Raw genomic sequence first — 19,279 nt, forward strand, 5'->3', positions numbered from 1 at the left:
AGACGTGCTGCCCGTAATTCGCCTCGTTCGGATTATTCTGTTGCGCAACGGTCTTGACGATCTCTACTTCGCTCGGCACAGGTTTCTTGGCCAGCTCGGTATTTACCCGCGCCCTGATGACCGGGATGGCGAGCCCGGTACCAGTGTCCGACACAGCGACGGCCTCAATGCGAGCGCCTATATTGTCGGGCATCGCTGCAACGGCCTTGCGCTGCCAGGCAGCCCGGTTCTCGCCCCATTTCACGGGTTTTTCGATGTATGCCTTGAGACTACCTCGGCCCAGGCCCAGGCGCTCGGCCTCTGGGATCGCGTCGATCAGGTCTGCCGTTTTTTTCTTTTTGCTCTTCACCGTGACGTTTGCTGCGTCGATGGTGGCTTTAAGGCCGACGGCGCTGAACATGGTCTTGACGTCGTCGTTGCTCAGGCCGGTCGCCGCTATGGCGGCAGCATGGTTCTGGATGAAGTCGTCCGGCTGGGTGTCCTGTGCCGCGGCGCTGCCGACCAATGTGAGCAGCTTTACGACGGCGTTGCAGCGCGCCTCGGCTGCGTTGAGTTCCTTCATCGTCAGTGGTGGGTTTGCCTTGTCGCGCAACGACTTGTGATTTTTGAGCGCAGTGACAGCGTATGGCATGGTAGCCTGTTCGATCGTCGCCATGCTGGCAGCAACCCCGGCAACCGTGTCGAGACTTGACTCCTTGGGTGCCGGGTCGTCTTTCCCACGGTTAGTTTCCCAGATCCCGATACAGCGGGCGATGCGCGTTGTTAACTCATCGGCACCTAGCTGCGTCTCGGTCTCGCGTTGGATCTGTTCGGGATTCGGCCCGGAGTTAGTAGGTGCTCCCTTAACGGCTTCACGCCGTATCGTCGGTGCCTGGGACACCAAGCGCTGCACATGCTGGTTGCCATACGTCTGCTGTGCCTGGCGTAAGGCTGATTGTTGCTGCGGTTGGTGCACATGGTGGAGTCGCTCTGGCTGCGTGACGATCGAGGTCGCACCATCAGTCCGCTCCATGTCCGACAAATGGTCTGTCTGTCCGGACTCAGGTCGAACATGGTGAGTCGGCATACGGTTCTGCTCCGTTGGTGTACGTTGATGTTTTGTACTCACTGTGACCCTCTTTCAGTCGCACTTCAACAGACGGATAGGCGCTTACGCAACGACCGATGGGTGGCGATACAGGGGCTACGACAGTCAAACATCGTTCATCCGTCAATATCCGGTATTCCAAACGTGCTCCTGCATCAGGGCTCCGTCAACGTCGTCGTCCATCGGGTGGTATCCTTGCAAGTGACCAAACTTCGCAGGGAGGACCACCATGGACTACCGCCAGTATAGCACGCTCCTTGATATGCTCCAGCACATCCCAGATCCGCACCAGACACACGGCGAACAAAGGGAGTGGACGTTCATGTAGGTGTCAGTGCCACCGCGATTCTCAGCCATCAACGGGCAATTTCTGCCATTGCTCAGTGAACGCAGCATCATGCTGCGTCCACTCGTCGCCACGTTTCATCCAGCGCGTGGTCGTGTCCCGAGTGAAGTGACCCTCCGCCGCGCAGTACGCTACGTTGATCGTGCGCAACGTGAATACGCCTTGACTGCGCTGCCCGAGCTGCCCCCGGTTTCGGGGGTACCACACGTAGCCTACAATCGTAAGCTGATGAAGTGACGCGATGGCAATCCGCAACGCCTACACACGTGAGTTCAAGATCGAGGCAGTCAAACGCGTGACTGAGCAAGGTGTCCCGCGCACCCGCTCTCGGATTTTCGTGCGTTATGGTGAAGAAGATAGATTATCGGTATAATCCGGTTCTATCCCTCCCGCTGACTGATCGGCAGGGTCACGATCGCTGCCCGACCCGGGGTCCGCGCGGTGCCGCCGCTGCCCAGGGCAACGGGGCCGTGGCTCCGCGCGGGGCGCGGGTGGCGACGGCGCCAGCGACCCATAGATAGCCGGCGGGGATCTGCGCCCGCACCTGCACCGGGTACGGCGGCTGGACAGCCGCGGGGCTCAGGCACACGACCGTCGGCGGACGTCCAAACTGCTGCTGAAACAGCGTCGCGGCCTGGGCCACCTGCTGGGGCATCCCCAACCGGTGATCGCCGAAGACCACCAGATCGATGTGCCGCGCCTCCGGTGCTGGCGGAGCCGCTGGTGATGGGTGGGGATCAGCTGCGTGCGCGGTCAATCGTCGATTCCTTGTGCTGTGTTCGCTGCTGCTGGACCAGCACGCGTGCATGCCGACCCTCTGCACCGGGATACCTCGACACGGGCATTGGGAATCCCGCGTTATCTGCCAATACGTGCCGATTGAGGGCTAGGCCACGAGCGGGACTGTTGGGGGATCGGGGTGGGTTCAGCGGCCTCCTCAGATCGAGGTTCCGTGCTGGTGTTGATATGCCTGCTCCACCTCGACGGCAGCGTGCGTCAGCCAATCCGCCGGTGCAACCGCGTCCAGATACGGCCGCAGCGGCGCGGGCACCTCGTCGGGGCCGATCTCGGGGTGGATCGTCCCATCCGAAATGGCGTGGAACAAGCTGCGCCGAATCCCTACGCCGGCCGCCAGGGAATCGCGGGTCAGCGTGGTGGCAAAGCGCTGTTGGAGGAAGCGCAGGCCGGCGATGTCCGTCGCCGTCACCGTGCCGGGCGCCGGAATCTCCCCGGCCAACTCCCGCCAGTGCTGCACGGTCTCCTCGCAGGTGGCCAGCCATCTCGGGCGCGGCTCACTGATCCGAATCGCCGCGGCGAGCCTGGTCGCCTGCGGGTCGGGAACTCGAACGTGCGCGGCGTTCCCTTCCGGCTCGCCGCGGCCTCGCAGGCATCCAGGATCGCATGGTGCTTGAGCAGTGCGGCCAGCAGATCGTCGGTCGAGGTGGACTTCACCGAGAACGGGATCGGCTCCTGATACCCCGCCGCCAGCAGATCGGGATGCAGCGCCTGGAAGCCGAGGACGCTGCGGCCTTCGGGCGGCCAGCAGGCTTTGAGGCCGCTGTACGAGACATCGGTCTTCACCAGCGCCGACATGGTCGTATAGGGGATGCCCTGAATGAGGATATAGAGCGGGCAGGGCGCGGGCAGCAGCCAATGCAGGCCGGTTTTGCCGCCGAGATGGCCCAGGGTGCCCTGCTCCCAGCCGGCGGCGTCGAGCCGGTCGTCCAGACCCACGTCGATGAACCAGCCGCGAAACGTTCTATCGCTATCGAGCCGTTCTTTGCCCGTCGACCAACTGGCGACCGGACGCTTATCCGGCGACTCCTGCGGGGTGAGGCGTGGCATTGCTGCGTCCTTTCTGATGGACCGTCAGCAGCGTTGTACCACTGTGAATTACAGTCGTCAATAGGCGCGAAGGGTACGATCCCGCGCCTCCGCGTGATCGCGCCGACCAAACTGCTATGTCCCGCTCTCTTGCGGGAACGGCACGTTGAGGTCGTCGAGGTAGCGCGTCACCGCCGCCGTCGCGAGTTGCCCGACCGCCACGTCCTGCTGCTGCTCGATCGCTTGCTGCCGCGCTTCCGCCGCGAGCTGCGCGCGCACCGCCGCGCTGATGCGCACCGTCGGCGACCCCGAGCGAATCACGACGCGCTCGGCGTGCATGGGCTGCTGCGCCGCGCGGGCCTGCTCGGCCTCCGTGAGATACGCGCGGATCGCCGCCTCGACGACCTCCCGGCGCGTGACCCGCCGCTCCTGTTCGCGTGAACGGCGCAGCGCGGCTAGCTCCGCGCGGAGAAAGACCGCCTTAGGCAGCGCTACCCGCGGATTCTGGCTTTCATAGTCGGTGATGTCGGTCATCCCATGCTCCGTTTCACTCCGCGAGCGCTGCTTCGTAGCGCTCCACAGCGGCGGTTAAGATCGTGTCGACCAGGTGGCGCACCACGACGGTCTGCCGCTCCGCCGGCGGGAGTTCGTTGGTCCGGGCGTGGCACTCGATCTGGAGCCGCTGCTGTAAGGCGCGCGGCACGGCGACCGTCGTGCCCGGCTCCGGGTACCGCCGTCGCACCGCGGGCGGGATCTGCCCCTGCTGGCGGAGCTGCTGCGCCTCCTGCAGGCCGGCTTCGAGCAGGGCGATGATCAGCTGGGTGCGGCGGGGCGCGGGATCGCCCCCAAAGAGCAGTTCGCGCTCGCGGAGCCGATCGGCCACGCGCCCGATCCGGCGGTTCAGCGATGCGGCAATCGAGATGGTTACGCGATCCTCAGCCATCGGTGTGTCGCTCCAGCGCTGCGCGTACCCCGGACGAGCGAGCAGATCAGTACCCCGTGTCTCTGAGCCACAAGTATAGCATGAGACCGAAGCGAGCATGCGACAATGATTGTAGTATTATAAAACTTTGTATTGATAACTATCATCTATCATAGTATATTTCTATCTGGTACGGATGCGCATGTGTCCGCCGCCACCCAGCACCGCAGTACATCAAGGACTACCCGGTATGGCACGTGCTCCCACCACATCCGCCGACGGCCCGCTGCCCAGCGGCGCGCCAGATCTCGCCTCCATCCAGGCCGCGCTCACGCGCTTGCACGCCGTCGAACAGGAGATCTGTGGCCACCTGCTCGGCCACGACGAGGCGGTGCGTGCCGCCTGCATCGCGCTGCTGGCCCGCCAGCACCTCGTGCTGCTTGGACCGCCAGGCACCGCGAGGAGATCCCTCTCCTGCTGGTCGACGACCAGCAGCAGGACGCCACCCCGCGTGGCAATCACGCCAGGCAAATCATCGCCAGGGAGCGCGGTGAGACCGAGGACCAGCTCGGTGCAGAACTGCGAAGCACCGAGCTGGTGCAGCAGCTCGCCTAAGTCTTCGGGGAGCGCGTCCGGGAGTGCCTTGGTGATCCCAACCCGCGCTAAGGCGTCCACGAAGGCTGGGCGCGGGATCGAGCGCCAGGGCGGGGCCGCGCTCTGCCACTGATTGGCGCCGTCGAGGAGACGCATTCGCGTGGACCACGGAGCAAAAGTCCCCGCGTCGGCCACGGCGCGCGGCACGACGGCGATAACCGCCATGCCGCTCCCAAACGCGCGATCCACCAGGGCATGCGCGACCAGCCGTTGGCGATCGATCGGTGCCAGGACGGCAAGCTGCTGGGCACGCTAGGCCAGGCGCACGCTCCTTCCGTCCGACGTCGTGCCGAGGCGGAGGCCCGGCGCATCGGCGTCGGCGAGTACGCTTCCGTGAGGCAGAGGGGACGCTGGTGCAGCGTGCAGTGACTTGGCGCTCACTGCTCCGCTGGTCTGTTCGGGCAGCGGAGCCTGGATCTGCGGCACGTGCGTCCCAGATAGTCCCAGGGTTGGCTGCAAGGTGGTGGCGCAGGAGCCGAGCCAAACATGAATCAGGGGTTTTGGGCGTGGGGTGACGATCCAGCCGCGAGTCTTGAGCTGTTCCAGGCGGGGAACATCCTCCGCGCAATAGCGCACAATGCCGCGACACTTGCCGGGCATCCACTCCAGCGTGAGGCACACCGATGTCCACTCGGCCAACACGGTCGCATCGAGCGGCTGGGCATCCACGGTCGGGCGCAGTTGGGCCTGGTGGGTCCATTCCGGGAGGAGCGTGATCGGGGCAATTTCGTTCACGCCACTGACATCCGGCCCGACAAGAACCGGCACAATACGCTCCTCAAACAGCGTGTGCAGCGCATCCGGTACCTCGATGAGCGTCGCAGAATCGGCCGTTTTGCGGTACGGCGGGCCGACGTGGATCGTCGTGATCGGGACGCGACCGGCATGCTGGGCAAGCCGGGATAGTTCCGCCGTGATCGTGTCGGCAGATCCCTGCAGGTGGTGCGGCAGATGATAGAGCATACAGTTCTCTCACGCGAATGATCCGGTCGATGCCAACGTGGCACCGCCAGCCCGGGTCCGGGTATCTCTGCCTAGCATACCGAAGGCACTGGCGCTGTTGTCGCTAGCTAACTGCCAATATTGAGGCGTGTATGCCTATGTCCAGGCTAGGACCATCGGCTTATGCGGTGCGCCACCATGCCGCATCACGAGCCGATGCGGGCGTGATCAGGGTCATCGGTGAGGGTTGCTGAAGCTGCCTGTGAAGGGCGTGCAAGCTACGGGCTGGTCTGGGCGGTGATCTCGGTAGCCGAGATCACCTGCGCACACCGAGCCAGTTGATCCGTGCCAGAGAGCGGGTCAGCGCTCGATCACACCGATCGAGCGCTGGATACGCCCGTGGAGGTGACAGCATGCAGTATTGTTGGTTGCTCCACCTCCTTTCAGGAACGAGTCACCGGCGCATCCCGTGTGCGCTGCGTCGCCTGGTGCCGCTTACTCCGCGCTGGATCTACAGGCGAATGACGTTTGGCGGTAGGCGGTCGCTCCGGCACTATCGGTGACGGTCAGCCGGATCGAGTAGGTAATCCCGACTGTGCATGTGTTACTCGTGTCTGGGCCGGAGGTGGTCCAGGAGTGCTCGGTGCCGGAGAGCGTCGACTGCTCAGTCCAGCGGTAGGACACGTAGGTGCCGGTGCCACCGGAGACCGATCCATGACACTCATACGTTCCACTGTTATACGGGTTGGAAAAGCCATTATTCCAACACCTCACGGCGGTGACACTCAATGGAGAGGGCGTGGCCGTCGGCGTGGGAGTCTGGGTCGGCGTGGGAGTTGGGGTCCGGGTCGGCGTGGGAGTTGGGGTCCGGGTCGGGGTCGGCGTCGGGAGGGGCGGCAAGTTCACATACAGGAGGCGGTTGGGGGTGGTCCCGACATTCCCCTGAATGACATTCGGTGTCGCATTCGAGATGAGCCACGAATTAACGGATGCTTGGGCCTGATCGCCGTAGCGGGCTTTATAGAGGACCGCCACGCCCGCGACAAAAGCGGTCGCCTGTGAGGTGCCGCTCAGCGTGTTGGTCGTGCTGCCGATCCAGGCGGAGGTGATACCCGATCCAGGCGCGTAACTATCCACACACGCGCCATAGTTCGAGAAGGATGCGCGATAATCCGTGCGGGTACTGGCGGCAACCGTGAACGCGGCGGCGACGTTGGCCGGTGGGAGGGTACAGCCATCGACATTGCCGTTGCCCGCCGACACGGCCACGAAGATGCCCGCGCTGATCAGATTCTCGATGGCGAGTTGAAGCGTCCCACTGTTGCCGCTGTCGAGATTGACCGGGCTGAAGGCGATCGTCGCGACGGCGGGCTTGACCGCATTCGCCGCGACCCAATCGATCCCGCGAATGGCATTTGAGACGGTCCCCAGCGCATCACAGTCCAGCACCCGCACACCGCGTAGATTGACCTGCTTGGCAACGCCATAGGTCGTGCCGCCGACGATGCCCGCCAGATGCGTGCCGTGCCCGTGGCAGTCCGTGCCGCTCCCACCCAAGGCATCGTAGGCGTTCTGGGCGCGGGTGCCGAAGTTCGGATGGTTCGCCTGGAGGCCGCTGTCGATCAGGTAGGCGGTGACGCCCGCGCCCGTCAGCCCGTAGGTGTAGCTGCCCGAGAGCGGCAGCGCCCGCTGGTCGATCCGGTCGAGGCCCCACAACCCGCTCGCCGGATCAACCGCTTGTGTCGCGGTGGCTGCGATGAGTTGGTCCGCCTCGATCAGCGTCACGTCGGGATGGCGCTGGAGCGCCATCCGCTGGGCGGCGGTGAGCGTGGCGACAAAGCCATTCAGCACGCGCCGATAGACGTGGTGCGGCGTCACGCCGGCTGCCGTTGCCACGGCGCGGGCATCGCGCCCCGCCTGCACCACGATAATGTAGTGGTCGCGAACATCTTGGCTCGATGGCGATGAGTTGGTGCTAGAGCCAGTCGTCGTTCCGGGCGTCCCGGTCGCGGGGATACTCGGTGCAAGCAACGTCCCAACAATCGCCACCAGGGTCATGATTCGTGTCAGCATGATAGTACTACCGATCCCTTTCCGCAGGCGCCGCCCCCTGGGAGCGGTAGCTCCTGCATCGCTTCAACCTTCCCGCGTCTGCACCCCGCGCACGACGGCGCGTGGCGCGCAGCGCGGCATTAGATCACGACCGTCGAGCCGTCGAACTTGGTCAGCGAGAAGCCGGAGAACGGCTCGGTATAGAGCGTTTTCAGGTCCTGCATCAGGCGGATCGCCACCTGCTCGCCCAGCCACAGCCCCTCCCGCGCGTCCGAGCGGTAATGCACGCCCCCGAAGTTCCGCCCCAGCGCGATGTTCCACGCCAGCTTGTTCAGCTCGTTCCCCACCGTCAGCGTCACGCCCGTCACCGGCACGAGCGACAGCCCATCCCGGCTCGCGATCACCGGATTCGGGATCACGAAATCTTCCTTGAGATAGGCTTTCAGCATCGTGATCTCGGCCCCGATGAACACCGCATGGCCCGACGGATACGACGGGTGGACCGGCGCGGCTTCGGGGAACGCTTGCGGCAGCAGGTAGGTACCGTAGCGGCTGACGGTCCAGTTGACCGCCTCCGAGAACAGGATCTCCGGGTCGATCGGGTAGTTGGTCACGCCGGTCTTATTATTATGAATCCGCCCGCCGAACTCCTCGGGGCGCAGCCGCCGGTGGACCAGCCACTTCTGGTACCAGGCATGATCCAGCGCGTACTGCGCCGCCTTGGCGATCCGCACCTGCAGATCCGCGTTGCCAAAGGTCGCAAAGCCCGACTGTTTGCGATAGCCCAGGTACGGATTGCGGCTGTCGTAGGCGCGCGGGCTGTACTTCGGATCATTGTCAAAGGCCAGGCCCGTCAGCGCGTTGACCACGATATTCGCCGCGTTGAGCGCGGCCTGGAACGGGTAATCGTAGTGGACATATTCGGCCAGATCCCGCCCGTTGCGGATATAGCGCCGGGTGCTGTCGTAGCTGGTCGATCGCGTCGGCAGATTCCCGTTCTGGATGCTGAGCCACTCGGCATAGCTGGTCAGAAAATCGTTGGTCGTGCCCGGGAGCGGCACCAGATTGCGCTGGACGGTCGTCTGCACGCCTTCCGGCACCTCGCGATACAAGAATTGCGAGACATACGGCCCCACCTGCGAGTCCGGCGACGTGCCGCGGAAGATGGTGGTGCGCGTGACGGGTGACGGGCCGCGAAAGGCGCTGAACTGATTGAGATCTGTGACGGCGGCGCCAATCGTGCTGTCGGTTGCGTAATCGTCGAAGTACACATCGCGGGCGAGCGCCATCCAGTACAACTCGCCCATCTCGCTGGCGGCTTCGGCGCTGGCAAACTGGGGCGCGGGCGGAATATCCAGGGCGTGCGAGTCCGCGCCTTCGAGCGTGTAGTGGTAGGACGCCTGCGGATTGACCAGCGGGCGGCTGCCGCCGAGCGTGATCGCCTCGAAATCGGCGGCATTGCCGGTCCGCAGCGCGGTAATTAACTGGTTGTACGATGTGAGATTGACTTCGCCGAGCGTGTTGTGCGGCAGGGCTTTAGTCGAGCTGGCGATTTTGTTCGCATAGCGGGCCTCGTCGCCGTTATCGGGGTGCGTGCCGAGCGGCTGGCTGCGCTGAAAATCGGCGGCGGCGACGCGGATCTGGCGGGCGCGGTCGGCACGGGCGGCACCGAGGAGCGGGCCGATCTCGGCGGCGACGGCGCTGCTGGCGGTCTGCGGCAGGACGTTGAGGGTAAATCCGGCAGCGGTCGCCGAGATCACGGCGGTCAGCGAGCTAACCCGACCAAGAAAGAGGCGGCGACTGATCGCCGGGTGCGAAGCGTGGTGAGGAACGCTCTCCGATGGGACTGATTCACGATCCGGCGACGACGCCTGAGGCGATGGGGATGCCGCTGGAGCGGCAGCGGTGGGGTCATCTTGAGCGGGCGCGTGCATAGCTGTCTCCCCCTCGATTGATTGATCACCGAACACGAGACGGATGAGCCGATGGTATGCCGAATGCGGTCGCTTGACTCCTTTCTCGCGCTGCCGGACGCATCGCACGTCCTCCGGCGGCGCGGAGCATCGCCGTCCATCCACGACCAACGGGGCTGGATACTCGGTGCATCGTTGGGACGGACAGGACATCCCCGTGGACGTGACGGTAGACCCCCTGCCCGGTGTAGCACCTCCTTGCGGGAACGAGTCGCGAGCGCAGTTCCGCTAGCAGTAGTACACCAGATTTCTGCCACCTTGTGCGAACGGTTTCCGATCCAAAAGCGATAGCGTTACGATAGAGTTAAGGGACATCGGGCCAGGTTCGGCGATCGCGCTGCGACTCCCGCTGCGGACGGAAGCCGTGTATAATCACCCTGATCCCCCCACCCTGCCCCGGATGTCGGCACCGGATGCAGGTGTCGCTCCTACCTTGGGGAGAACAAGCTATGCCAGAGGATGGTGAGCATGAGCTATCGCTCGGGGCGTGGATTCGCCGTCGGCGCAAAGCCCTCGACCTGACCCAGGCCGCCTTAGCGCACTGCGTGGGCTGCGCCGAAATCACGATCCGCAAACAGGAAGCAGACCTCCAGCGGCCCTCGCGCGGGCTGGCGGAACGGCTGGCGACCTGCCTGGGGCTGGCCCCCGACGAGCGGGCGGTGTTTCTCCTGGTCGCCCGTGGGGAGCGCAGCCCCGATCGCTTACCGCCGATCCTCGCTCCTGGCGTTCCCGGTCCGCAGGCTCCCACGCAGCTACCGATCGCACCGCTGCCGTTGGACACGGTGCCGCCACCTGCGCCGTTGCCACCCGGCTCGCGGATGCCGCTCAGCCGCAATCCGCTGTTCGTGGGACGGGATGCCGATCTCCGCCAGTTAGCCCGTGCTATGACGGTGAGTGGGACGGCGGCGATTGGACAGGTGGAGATCGCGGCGGCGACCGGCCTCGGTGGGATCGGGAAGACGCAACTGGCGTGTGAGTTCGTCCATCGGTATGGGCCGTTCTTTCCCGGCGGCGTGTTCTGGCTCAGTTTTGCCGATCCCGCGGCGGTGCCTGCGGAAATCGCGGCCTGTGGCGGCAGCGCCGGCATGGATCTCCGTCCTGAGTTTGATGGACTGCCCCTCGCGACGCAGGTGAACCTCGTGCGGGCGGCGTGGGAGCGCGCGCTCCCCCGGCTGCTGGTCTTCGATAATTGCGAGGACGAGGCGCTCCTGGGCGCGTGGCGCCCGACGCATGGCGGCTGCCGCATCCTCGTCACCAGTCGCCGTCATCATTGGGACGCGGCGCTGGGCGTGCAGGCACTACCCCTGGACGTGCTGCCCCGCCAGGAGAGCATCACCCTGCTCCGGCAGTTCCGCGTCGATCTGCCAGCGGATGATGCCGACGTGGCGGCGATCGCTGAGACACTGGGCGATCTGCCGCTGGCGCTCCATCTCGCGGGGAGCTTTCTGGCGCGCTACCATCATGCGCTCACCCCGGCCCAGTATCTTGAACGCCTGCACATTCCGACGATCCTCGACGATCGCTCCTTGCAGGCGGCGGGGCTGTCGCCCACCCAGCATGTGCAGCATGTGGCCCGCACCTTCGAGCAGAGCTACGCCCGGCTTGATCCGGCTGATCCGACCGACGCGCTGGCACTGACACTCCTGACCTATGCTGCCTCCTTCGCGCCGGGGGAGCCGATCCCGCGGTGGTTCGTCCTCCAAACGCTCCATCTGCCCGAGGATGACGCGGAGCGCACGCTGCTGGCCGAGGATGCCCTGCTGCGCCTGAGTGACCTGGGGCTGCTCGACACCGACGCCGCGGGGAGTCTGCGCATGCACCGGCTGGTGGTGGCCTTTGTGCAGGCGGTGCTGGGACACGACATGGCGCAGGCGGCGGTGGAAGCGACGATGCTGCAGGTGGCGGATGCCCTGAACGAGACGAATAATGTTCGCCCCTTGCTCGCCCTCCAGCCGCATCTCCGCTTCCTCACCGAGGCAGCCCAGGCCCGTGCGGATGCCCGCGCGGCGGCGTTACGCAATGCGCTAGGCGTGCATCTCTTGCAACTCGGTGCCTATGGGGAAGCGCAGGGCTGCCTGGACCAGGCACGGGCGATCCGGCAGCGTGTGCTCGGTCCTGACCATCCCGACACCGCAGGGACTCTCAACAGTCTGGGCAACGTGTTCTGGGTCCAAGGCCAGTACGCAGCCGCCCAGGGCTATTTTGAGCAGGCGCTCACTATCTGGCAGCGCGTGCTGGGCACGGACCATCCCGACACGGCCCGCAGCCTCAATGGCCTGGGCAACGTGTTCTGGAAGCAAGGCCAGTACGCGGAGGCGCAGCGCTGCATGGAGCAGGCGTTGACGATCCAGGAGCGCGTGCTGGGGGCTGACCATCCCGGTACGGCGCAATGTCTCAACAACGTAGGCGTGATCCTCTGGGCGCAAGGGCAGTACGCAGCCGCCCAGGGCTATTATGAACGGGCGGTGGCGATCTACGAGCGCGTGCTGGGAGCCGACCATCCCAGTACCGCCCAAAGCCTCACGAACCTGGGTGAGGTCCTCGCCGCGCAAGGGCAGTACGCGGAGGCGCAGCACTACCTGGAGCGGGCGTTGACGATCCAGGAGCGCGTGCTGGGGACCGACCATTATGAAACTGCCGAAAGCCTCACGATCCTAGGCGTGGCGCTCGCCGCCCAAGGCCAGTACGCGGAGGCGCAGCACTACCATGAGCAGGCGTTGGCGATCCGGCAGCGGGTGTTCGGCACGGACCATCCCGACACGGCAATGAGCCTTAGCCACCTCGGCTTCGTACTCAATGAGCAAGGGCAGGACGCGGAGGCGCAGCGCTATTATGTGCGGGCGCTTGCCATTCAGGAGCGCGTGTTGGGGCCGGACCATCCTGACACGGCCCGGAGCTTAAAGGGGTTGGGTGAACTGCTGCATGCCCAAGGGGAAGCTGCGCAAGCGCGGCCCTATCTTGAGCAAGCGTTGGCGATCTTTACGCAACGGCCAGGGCCGCAGAATCCCGATACGGAGCAGACCCGCCAGGCGCTCGCGGCGTTAGATAGCGCACATAGCGTGGGCGAGCCGGACTCGTGACCCGCCGAGCGCCTGACGGAGCTGCCGGAGGCGCTGGCGCCCGACCTGCGCGCGGGCAACCTCGTTGCGACACCGCTGCCCGCTGGCACAATCCCCAACCACCGATCAGCCCACCAACGGCGCAGCCCGTGTCCCATGACGATTAGGCAGCACCCGGATCATCAGGGAAGCCGACGCTTGCAGCAGCACGAGGGACTGGTGGCGACCCCCCAATCCGGTGCAGCGTCGCCAGGGACGCACAATCCTCGAACGGTGCATTCGCTGTGCTGTCCTCCATTCCCATAGCCGAGCATCCGGGTCACTGACCGCCCAGCGCCGTTCCAGCCTGATGCACTATCCAGCGGTGGCGGAGAACACCGTCGGCAAGCCAGCGGTGGCGGAGAACACGGATCGGGCCGAAAGGTCATGGAGATGGCGACTCGCGTGACACCACTCCCGTGCCATATGCTAGACGGAAGGCAGGTGCCAGGATCAGTGGCATCCGGCTCCCAGTGATTGGATTGTGTGATGGCTACGCTCCACAATGCCGACCCCCAGCCGCCCGATCTCGCGACCTATCTCGCCTAGTTCGACCAGCGTATAGGGCAACAGACATCGACGATGTGCCGGCGGTGCGCACGACCGCCCTGCGGCCCCTGATCCTTGCGAAGAATCTGCCGCTGCGGTGGGACGATAGGCTGGAGTACCTCAGCTCATCAGCCATCACCGAGTTGGTCAGCGATCTGCGCCGCCAGCATCCGATAGCAGCCGACCGTGTGCGGGGGTCGTGCGATCGCGGCTCCCCACCCCGCAGCTGCCGATCCCGTGGAATGTCCGCCGCTGCGAGACGCCGCCCACGCCGAGCAGCATCCAAACGTGCTTGTGCCTGTTCGACGATCTGGACACTACCGCCTTAATCCTATTGAGTGTCGAGGTATATGATGGGACGGCCGTTGATGTTTCCGTGATCCTGGCTCCGGAGCCAGCATCCGGCGCTTCTCACAGAGACCACGGCGTGTCTGACGCTGGTAGGTACAGCGGGTCTTAACCAAGAACGTTCGTTGTGATACCAGGTGCAGTGGGTGAAAGGAGGACGAGCATCGGACGCTCGCCCTCCCTTCGCCGAATACCTCAATTCCAGTCGAGAGCAAGAGACAGATCTCGGCATTACGGGAGATACTTGTAACAGGTGAGACTCGCTGTCGCAGACGCCTGCGCGCCCGCACTATCGATCACGATCACCTGCACCCGTGGTCGTGACCCGGTCTGGCAGCCATTCCCGTAGATGCTGTAGCTGACGCCCGCCTCCTGTTTCATCAAGACGTAGCCCGAACTCATGTATTCATACCAGCGGAAGGTATAACTTGGTTTCCCCCCTGACGCTGAGGCTTCACAGTCGAAGCTGCCCCAAGAAATATCAGCACTCGATTGATAGCACCCCAGCGACACGGTCGGCGTCGGCGTCGGGGTCCGGGTCGGGATCGGGGTCGGTGCCGAACTCGGCTGGGGTGTCGGCGTCGGCCCCGGACGTGTTTGGAAAATGGACCGGCGCGTTAAACGTGCCGTCGCCGTTGCCGGTGAGCAGGGACAGGCTGATCTCCAGCGTATTGATCGTGACGACGATATCGATGTTGCCATCGCCGTTGAAATCTCCAGCGGTGAGGTCCTGCGTTTGTCCCGCAACCGGATACCTCACGGTTGGCCGGAAGGTGCCGTCACCGGTATTGAGCATCACCGACGCGGCGTTGAGTCCGGAACCAGCCAGGTCCTGCTTGCCGTCGCCGTTGAAATCAGCGGCGATGTGGGTATTTCCGAGCAGGGGATAGTCCGTTCTGACAAACGTTGCCGATTGGGCAAAGGCGCGTTCGGCGAACAGCACGATCAGCAAGACCGCCAATGACGTTAATGCAAGCCAATGGGCTGGATGGGTGTGGGTGGTGTGTCGCATCGTGTACAGCTCCTTTGGAAGTGAGTCCGCCTAGGCGCATACCAGAGAACAGGCCGTAGGGGATGGTCGCGTTCCGGCGACGGTGAGCGGCGGTATTAGAGTGTACGAAGCTCAGGGCGTGTTTGTATGCGTGCGGACCGCCAGGACGTTGGTCGGATATTGGCGCGATGTTCCTCGGTGAACGGCTGGTTGCGCTCAAGATCTTGAAGCTGCGGTGCGATGAGACTATCGACATACAGCGCGGTAGTGGCGACCATGCGCTGCGCCACGCCATCCTCGATCGGGAACCCGGGGGCCTCAGTGAGCCGTGCTTGTCTGGACTAGACTTAAGGACAGTAGCCATCGCAGGAGGCAGGGCGTATCTTGATCGTATAGTAGTTGTTGGAGCAACTACGCATCGAAGGTTAGCGATGACAGAGGCCACGATATTATTGCAGGAGCTTGGATTTGGCGACTACGAGGCGCGGGCCTATGTTGCCCTGCTCCGGCGCAGCCCCCTCAACGGGTATGAGCTTGCCAAAGCGTCGGGCATTCCGCGCGCCAATATCTATGCTGTCCTGCACAAGCTGGAGGAGCGGGGCGCGGTAGTTCGGGTAGACGAGACGACCGGGGCGCGGTTTGCTCCGGTGCCTGCGACCGAGCTTGTCCGTCGGCTTGGACACCGGGTTCAAGACGCCCTCCAGGCCGCGCACACGGCGCTGGCGGCAGTGTCCGCCCCGACAGAGCAGGCACAGATCGGAACAGTGCGCGGGTATGGGGCGCTGCTTGAGCATGCGCGCTCGCTGATCAATGCAACCCAGGAGCGGCTGTTGGTCGCGATCTGGCCCGACGAGGCACGCGCTCTCGCCGCGCCACTCGTCGAAGCGGAGGCACGGGGCGTGAACGTTTTAACTCTGTGCCTGACTGCCTGTCCAACGCCCTGCGGCGGCTGCCGCGGGCAGATCCATCCCTACCGCACGGTGTCGACCGCCAGCCGCTGGCTGGTCCTCGCCTCCGACGGAGCCGAGGTCTTGGCGGGCGAGGTCGGTCCACGCGAGGACACGCTCGCCGCGCGGACCCAGCAGGCGCTGCTGGTCGAGTTGGTCAGCGGGTACATTCGTCACAGCATTGCCCTCGCCGCGGTACTCCAGGATCTCGGCAGTCATCCCGATCGCGTCCTTGGACCGAACACCCAGGCAACCCTGCGCGCCCTCGCAAGCGGCGGGCGGAGCTACGACTGGCTGCAACATCTGCGCCTTCTGCTGGATGAACAAGCGTAACCACGAATCGGTAGGAGGTGGATGACGATGGTAGAACGTCTGCACGCGGGATTCGCTACATTGCCTGGCCTCATGCGGGTTGGACTCATGATGGTTCTGGCTGGCGGCGGGCTGGGTCTGCTCTATCACACGCTGCCCCTCGCGTGGGCAGCAGCGGTCGATGGGTACCTGGGACACGATGGCTGGTCGCTGCATGCCGTCGCGCTGCCTGGGATGGCGATGACGCTGGTCGGGATCTTCGCGGGCAGAGCTTCTCTGCCGACCGACGACGAGACCGAAAGGAGGTCTGCGAGCGAACACGATGTATAAACACCTGGACGCGCTGGCGATCGTACCACCAGCGCGCCCGACGACGAGTTGGGACCATGCATCGAAACAGTCTGCCTTGCCGTGGCTCCATCATACCAGACATCCGACGCGCTGGGGAGGCGCGGGTACTCGTAGGCAAGGCGCAACACGGACACGCTCCCTGCACGACATAACGTGCGTGGAAACACCAGGAGGAGTATCATGCCATTCGGATCATTCATCAATAGCTTCCCCCCAGCGATCTTTCTGCTCGTCCACCTGATCGGCTTTGGCGCGGGCGCGTTCTTCGCCTACCGCTCGTTCGAGGCTGCGGCCTCGCTGCTAGGCTGGGGCTTCATGCTCTACGCGCTGGCTGAGCTGTGCTATATGACCTACCACCTCGACTGGACCGTTTTTCTCTTCGCTCACACCATCTCCGAGGTGCTGGATCTGGTTGGATTTGGCCTGATCTTCGTGGGTGCTCCGCAGCACATCCTCAGCACGCGGCGCGCGACGGCTGTCAGGGCCTGACATGAAACCTTCGCGAACACGTGGGTTGATCCTGGGATTGGCGCTGGTCCTCGGTCTGACAGGCTGCGCCTCGGCGGCACAGACGGCGAACGCGCCGATCGAGCGCGCAGAGGTGCTGATGCCGCCGAGCTATCGATTCGACCCCGTGGCGATCCAGGTGCCGGTTGGGACCACCGTGACCTGGCGCAATACCGACAACTTTTCGCACGCGGTGAGCGTCGCTGGTGGGACCGTTCCCATACTAGATCTGCGTCCAGGTCAATCCGGGACCATCACATTCGATCAGCCCGGCACGTATGCCTACGTGTGTACCTACCATGCGCAGGATATGCAGGGTACGGTCAGCGTGGTCGAACGCTGATCTGCCCACTTCTGGGCGGGACGACTCCCAGCGTTGTGGGTCGTTCCGTCCGCCTTGGAGGAACTGATGGTACACGTTCCCTATCTGATTCTCGGCGGCGGCATGACGGCGGCAGCGGCGGTCCAGGGTATTCGCGCCGTTGATCCCGATATGCCGCTTGGTATCATCAGCGCCGAGCAGGTGCGTCCCTAGCAACGTCCACTCCTCAGCAAAGGACTCTGGCAGGGCAAACCGATCGAATCGGTCTGGATGGATCTTGACGATCACGGGATCGAGTGGATGCTCGGCTGCCGGGTGCAGGCGCTGGATGCCAGGCAGAAACGAGTGATCGACGATCAGGGGCAGGTGACCACGTTTGACAAGCTCCTGCTGGCGACCGGCAGCACGCCCCGCCGCTTTGACTGGGGTGGCGATCGGGTGATCTATTTCCGTACCCTCGACGATTACCGCAGTCTGCGCGCGCACCGAGCAGGGCAAGCGGTTTGCCGTCATCGGTGGCGGCTTTATCGGCTCGGAGATCGCCGCCGCGCTCGCGACCAACGACAAGGACGTTGTGATGCTGTTCCCGGACGCCGGGATCGGCGAGCGGATCTTTGGGCGCGGCCTAGCGCTGTTCCTCAACGACTATTACCAGAACCGGGGCGTGGAGATTCTCGCCGGGCAGACGGTGCAGGGTCTGAAAGAGCGCGGCGATCAGGTTGCATTGCGGACGAACGACGGAAAGGAGTTCCTGGTCGATGGCGTCGTCGCCGGAATCGGCGTGGAGCCGACAACCGCGCTGGCGGAGGGGGCGGGACTGACGGTCGACAACGGCATCGTGGTGGACCAATACCTGCGCACCAGCCATCCCGACATCTACGCCGCCGGTGATGTCGCCAATTTCTGGAACCCGGCCCTCGGCAAGCGGCTGCGCGTCGAACACGAAGACAACGCGCTCACGATGGGCAAGCACGCGGGACAAAACATCGCTGGTGATCCCACGCCCTACGAGCATCTGCCGTTCTTCTACTCGGATCTGTTTGACCTGGGCTATGAGGCCGTAGGCGAGCTTGACGCCCGCCATACAATCGTCGCTGATTGGAAGGAGCCATTCCGTGAGGGCGTCCTCTACTACCTCCAGGACGACCGAGTGCGGGGCGTGCTGCTCTGGAACGTCTGGGAGCAGGTGGACGCTGCCCGCCGCTTGATCGCGGAGCCGGGGCCGATGGAGGCCGCAGATCTGCGCGGGCGCTTACCAGCGTAGCCGAGACACCGCATGGATACCGACGAGCGACCAGACACGAGGTCGAGAAGGAGTCAGGTTGCATCATGCCCACATCGCTTCACGATCAGGACCTTGACCAGGCGCTGCACCTGCGCCGCCGCCACCGCTCGGACGAGCAACTCCGAACGTTTGAAACGTATGCCGCAGACATCCTCGCCGCCTTGGGGCTGGACCTCGACGCGTCCGGCACATGCGAAACGCCGCAGCGGTTCATTCGCGCCCTGTTCGACATCACGGCGGGCTACGACGGCGATCCCAAGCTGCTGACGGCCTTCGAGACGGAGTGCCAGAGCGGTCCCGACTGCTGCCTGATCCAGGTTATCGAGGGGCCGATCCCCATCTTTGCCCTCTGCGAGCATCATGCGCTGCCGTTCATCGGACACGCCTACGTCGGCTATCTCGCGCGCGAGTCGATCCTCGGCATCTTAACGCTGACGTGCCTGGTGCGGCTGTTTTCCCGGCGATTCACGGTGCAGGAGCGGCTAGGACAGCAGATCGCCGATGGACTGGAGGCGATGGTGGAGCCACACGGCGTGGCGGTGTATCTGGAATCGCACCATTTGTGTGTCCAGATGCGCGGAGTACGCGACGGCGCGCCGCTGACGCGGACCACGGTCTGGCGGGGCGCGTACATCGAGAATCCGGCGCTACGGGCGGAGTTTCTCGCGATGCGTGAGGGTCCGCGATGCATGGCGCTGGTTTCCCGCTTCTAAGACAGGCTGGAGCCGCGTTCAGTTGATCCTGTGGCACCCTGCTTTTGAAAGGTGCG

Annotated in this window: 19 protein-coding genes; 8 read left to right on the forward strand and 11 right to left on the reverse strand. The window is 64.4% G+C overall.

All coding sequences use genetic code 11. The annotated features are described in order from the left end of the window. The 9 genes from VFZ66_22990 to VFZ66_23030 all read right to left on the reverse strand — a co-directional run. A partial coding sequence (locus VFZ66_22990; protein ID HEX6292072.1) for a hypothetical protein occupies positions 1-1,108 on the reverse strand: 1,108 nt, incomplete at its 3' end. 1,262 nt (positions 1,109-2,370) lie between these two features. Further along, a complete protein-coding gene (locus tag VFZ66_22995; GenBank protein HEX6292073.1) occupies positions 2,371-2,688 on the reverse strand; it encodes a hypothetical protein in 318 nt (105 codons plus the stop codon). Beyond that, the gene (locus VFZ66_23000; protein HEX6292074.1) at positions 2,637-3,278 is read right to left on the reverse strand and encodes a hypothetical protein; all 642 of its coding nucleotides are present in this window, start codon (positions 3,276-3,278) and stop codon (positions 2,637-2,639) included. Before VFZ66_23000 ends, VFZ66_22995 begins: the two co-directional genes overlap by 52 nt. A 114-nt stretch (positions 3,279-3,392) precedes the next feature. Then, entirely contained in the window at positions 3,393-3,791 is a 399-nt protein-coding gene (locus VFZ66_23005) for a hypothetical protein (protein ID HEX6292075.1), read from the reverse strand. A gap of 13 nt (positions 3,792-3,804) precedes the next feature. Beyond that, positions 3,805-4,200, reverse strand: a complete 396-nt coding sequence (locus tag VFZ66_23010) for a hypothetical protein (GenBank protein ID HEX6292076.1) — start codon at positions 4,198-4,200, stop codon at positions 3,805-3,807. Between the two features lie 213 nt (positions 4,201-4,413). Then, positions 4,414-4,998 (reverse strand): hypothetical protein, encoded by a 585-nt coding sequence (locus tag VFZ66_23015; protein HEX6292077.1) that lies wholly within the window; start codon positions 4,996-4,998, stop codon positions 4,414-4,416. Between the two features lie 87 nt (positions 4,999-5,085). Beyond that, a complete protein-coding gene (locus VFZ66_23020; GenBank protein HEX6292078.1) occupies positions 5,086-5,796 on the reverse strand; it encodes a hypothetical protein in 711 nt (236 codons plus the stop codon). Between the two features lie 474 nt (positions 5,797-6,270). Further along, positions 6,271-7,848 carry a S8 family serine peptidase gene (locus VFZ66_23025; GenBank protein HEX6292079.1) on the reverse strand — a complete coding sequence of 526 codons (1,578 nt, stop codon included), beginning with the start codon at positions 7,846-7,848 and terminating at the stop codon, positions 6,271-6,273. A 119-nt stretch (positions 7,849-7,967) separates the two neighbouring features. Beyond that, on the reverse strand, positions 7,968-9,587 hold the full coding sequence (locus VFZ66_23030; GenBank protein HEX6292080.1) for a vanadium-dependent haloperoxidase: 1,620 nt from the start codon (positions 9,585-9,587) through the stop codon (positions 7,968-7,970). 662 nt (positions 9,588-10,249) lie between these two features. On the opposite strand from VFZ66_23030, the gene VFZ66_23035 reads away from it, so the two are divergent. Continuing rightward, positions 10,250-12,880 (forward strand): tetratricopeptide repeat protein, encoded by a 2,631-nt coding sequence (locus VFZ66_23035; GenBank protein HEX6292081.1) that lies wholly within the window; start codon positions 10,250-10,252, stop codon positions 12,878-12,880. 1,146 nt (positions 12,881-14,026) lie between these two features. Here the strand turns inward: VFZ66_23035 and VFZ66_23040 are convergent. Continuing rightward, on the reverse strand, positions 14,027-14,197 hold the full coding sequence (locus tag VFZ66_23040) for a hypothetical protein (protein HEX6292082.1): 171 nt from the start codon (positions 14,195-14,197) through the stop codon (positions 14,027-14,029). Between the two features lie 79 nt (positions 14,198-14,276). Beyond that, on the reverse strand, positions 14,277-14,807 hold the full coding sequence (locus VFZ66_23045) for a VCBS repeat-containing protein (GenBank protein HEX6292083.1): 531 nt from the start codon (positions 14,805-14,807) through the stop codon (positions 14,277-14,279). Between the two features lie 410 nt (positions 14,808-15,217). Between VFZ66_23045 and VFZ66_23050 the strand changes: the two genes are divergently transcribed. The 7 genes from VFZ66_23050 (at position 15,218) to VFZ66_23080 (ending at position 19,223) form a co-directional block, all read left to right on the forward strand. After that, on the forward strand, positions 15,218-16,066 hold the full coding sequence (locus tag VFZ66_23050) for a helix-turn-helix domain-containing protein (GenBank protein ID HEX6292084.1): 849 nt from the start codon (positions 15,218-15,220) through the stop codon (positions 16,064-16,066). Positions 16,067-16,093: 27 nt separating this feature from the next. Next, on the forward strand, positions 16,094-16,375 hold the full coding sequence (locus VFZ66_23055) for a hypothetical protein (protein ID HEX6292085.1): 282 nt from the start codon (positions 16,094-16,096) through the stop codon (positions 16,373-16,375). A 201-nt stretch (positions 16,376-16,576) separates the two neighbouring features. Beyond that, positions 16,577-16,885 carry a hypothetical protein gene (locus tag VFZ66_23060; protein ID HEX6292086.1) on the forward strand — a complete coding sequence of 103 codons (309 nt, stop codon included), beginning with the start codon at positions 16,577-16,579 and terminating at the stop codon, positions 16,883-16,885. A 1-nt stretch (position 16,886) separates the two neighbouring features. After that, positions 16,887-17,246, forward strand: a complete 360-nt coding sequence (locus VFZ66_23065; protein ID HEX6292087.1) for a plastocyanin/azurin family copper-binding protein — start codon at positions 16,887-16,889, stop codon at positions 17,244-17,246. Between the two features lie 66 nt (positions 17,247-17,312). Beyond that, positions 17,313-17,438 carry a hypothetical protein gene (locus VFZ66_23070; protein ID HEX6292088.1) on the forward strand — a complete coding sequence of 42 codons (126 nt, stop codon included), beginning with the start codon at positions 17,313-17,315 and terminating at the stop codon, positions 17,436-17,438. Positions 17,439-17,688: 250 nt separating this feature from the next. Then, a complete protein-coding gene (locus VFZ66_23075) occupies positions 17,689-18,489 on the forward strand; it encodes an FAD-dependent oxidoreductase (protein ID HEX6292089.1) in 801 nt (266 codons plus the stop codon). Positions 18,490-18,554: 65 nt separating this feature from the next. After that, the gene (locus VFZ66_23080; protein ID HEX6292090.1) at positions 18,555-19,223 is read left to right on the forward strand and encodes a GTP cyclohydrolase I; all 669 of its coding nucleotides are present in this window, start codon (positions 18,555-18,557) and stop codon (positions 19,221-19,223) included. Positions 19,224-19,279: the final 56 nt, after the last annotated feature.

The organism is Herpetosiphonaceae bacterium (genome assembly GCA_036374795.1).
GTDB lineage: Bacteria > Chloroflexota > Chloroflexia > Chloroflexales > Kallotenuaceae > LB3-1.

Excerpts from the sequence above, each read along its gene's own strand:
- VFZ66_23025 (HEX6292079.1), bottom strand. The coding sequence starts at position 7,848 with ATGCTGACACGAATCATGACCCTGGTGGCGATTGTTGGGACGTTGCTT.
- VFZ66_23065 (HEX6292087.1), top strand. The coding sequence starts at position 16,887 with ATGAAACCTTCGCGAACACGTGGGTTGATCCTGGGATTGGCGCTGGTC.
- VFZ66_23045 (HEX6292083.1), bottom strand. The coding sequence starts at position 14,807 with ATGCGACACACCACCCACACCCATCCAGCCCATTGGCTTGCATTAACG.
- VFZ66_23055 (HEX6292085.1), top strand. The coding sequence starts at position 16,094 with ATGGTAGAACGTCTGCACGCGGGATTCGCTACATTGCCTGGCCTCATG.
- VFZ66_23035 (HEX6292081.1), top strand. The coding sequence starts at position 10,250 with ATGCCAGAGGATGGTGAGCATGAGCTATCGCTCGGGGCGTGGATTCGC.
- VFZ66_23060 (HEX6292086.1), top strand. The coding sequence starts at position 16,577 with ATGCCATTCGGATCATTCATCAATAGCTTCCCCCCAGCGATCTTTCTG.
- VFZ66_23015 (HEX6292077.1), bottom strand. The coding sequence starts at position 4,998 with ATGGCGGTTATCGCCGTCGTGCCGCGCGCCGTGGCCGACGCGGGGACT.
- VFZ66_23005 (HEX6292075.1), bottom strand. The coding sequence starts at position 3,791 with ATGACCGACATCACCGACTATGAAAGCCAGAATCCGCGGGTAGCGCTG.
- VFZ66_23070 (HEX6292088.1), top strand. The coding sequence starts at position 17,313 with ATGGTACACGTTCCCTATCTGATTCTCGGCGGCGGCATGACGGCGGCA.
- VFZ66_23040 (HEX6292082.1), bottom strand. The coding sequence starts at position 14,197 with ATGAGTTCGGGCTACGTCTTGATGAAACAGGAGGCGGGCGTCAGCTAC.
- VFZ66_23010 (HEX6292076.1), bottom strand. The coding sequence starts at position 4,200 with ATGGCTGAGGATCGCGTAACCATCTCGATTGCCGCATCGCTGAACCGC.
- VFZ66_23000 (HEX6292074.1), bottom strand. The coding sequence starts at position 3,278 with ATGCCACGCCTCACCCCGCAGGAGTCGCCGGATAAGCGTCCGGTCGCC.
- VFZ66_23080 (HEX6292090.1), top strand. The coding sequence starts at position 18,555 with ATGCCCACATCGCTTCACGATCAGGACCTTGACCAGGCGCTGCACCTG.
- VFZ66_23050 (HEX6292084.1), top strand. The coding sequence starts at position 15,218 with ATGACAGAGGCCACGATATTATTGCAGGAGCTTGGATTTGGCGACTAC.
- VFZ66_23020 (HEX6292078.1), bottom strand. The coding sequence starts at position 5,796 with ATGCTCTATCATCTGCCGCACCACCTGCAGGGATCTGCCGACACGATC.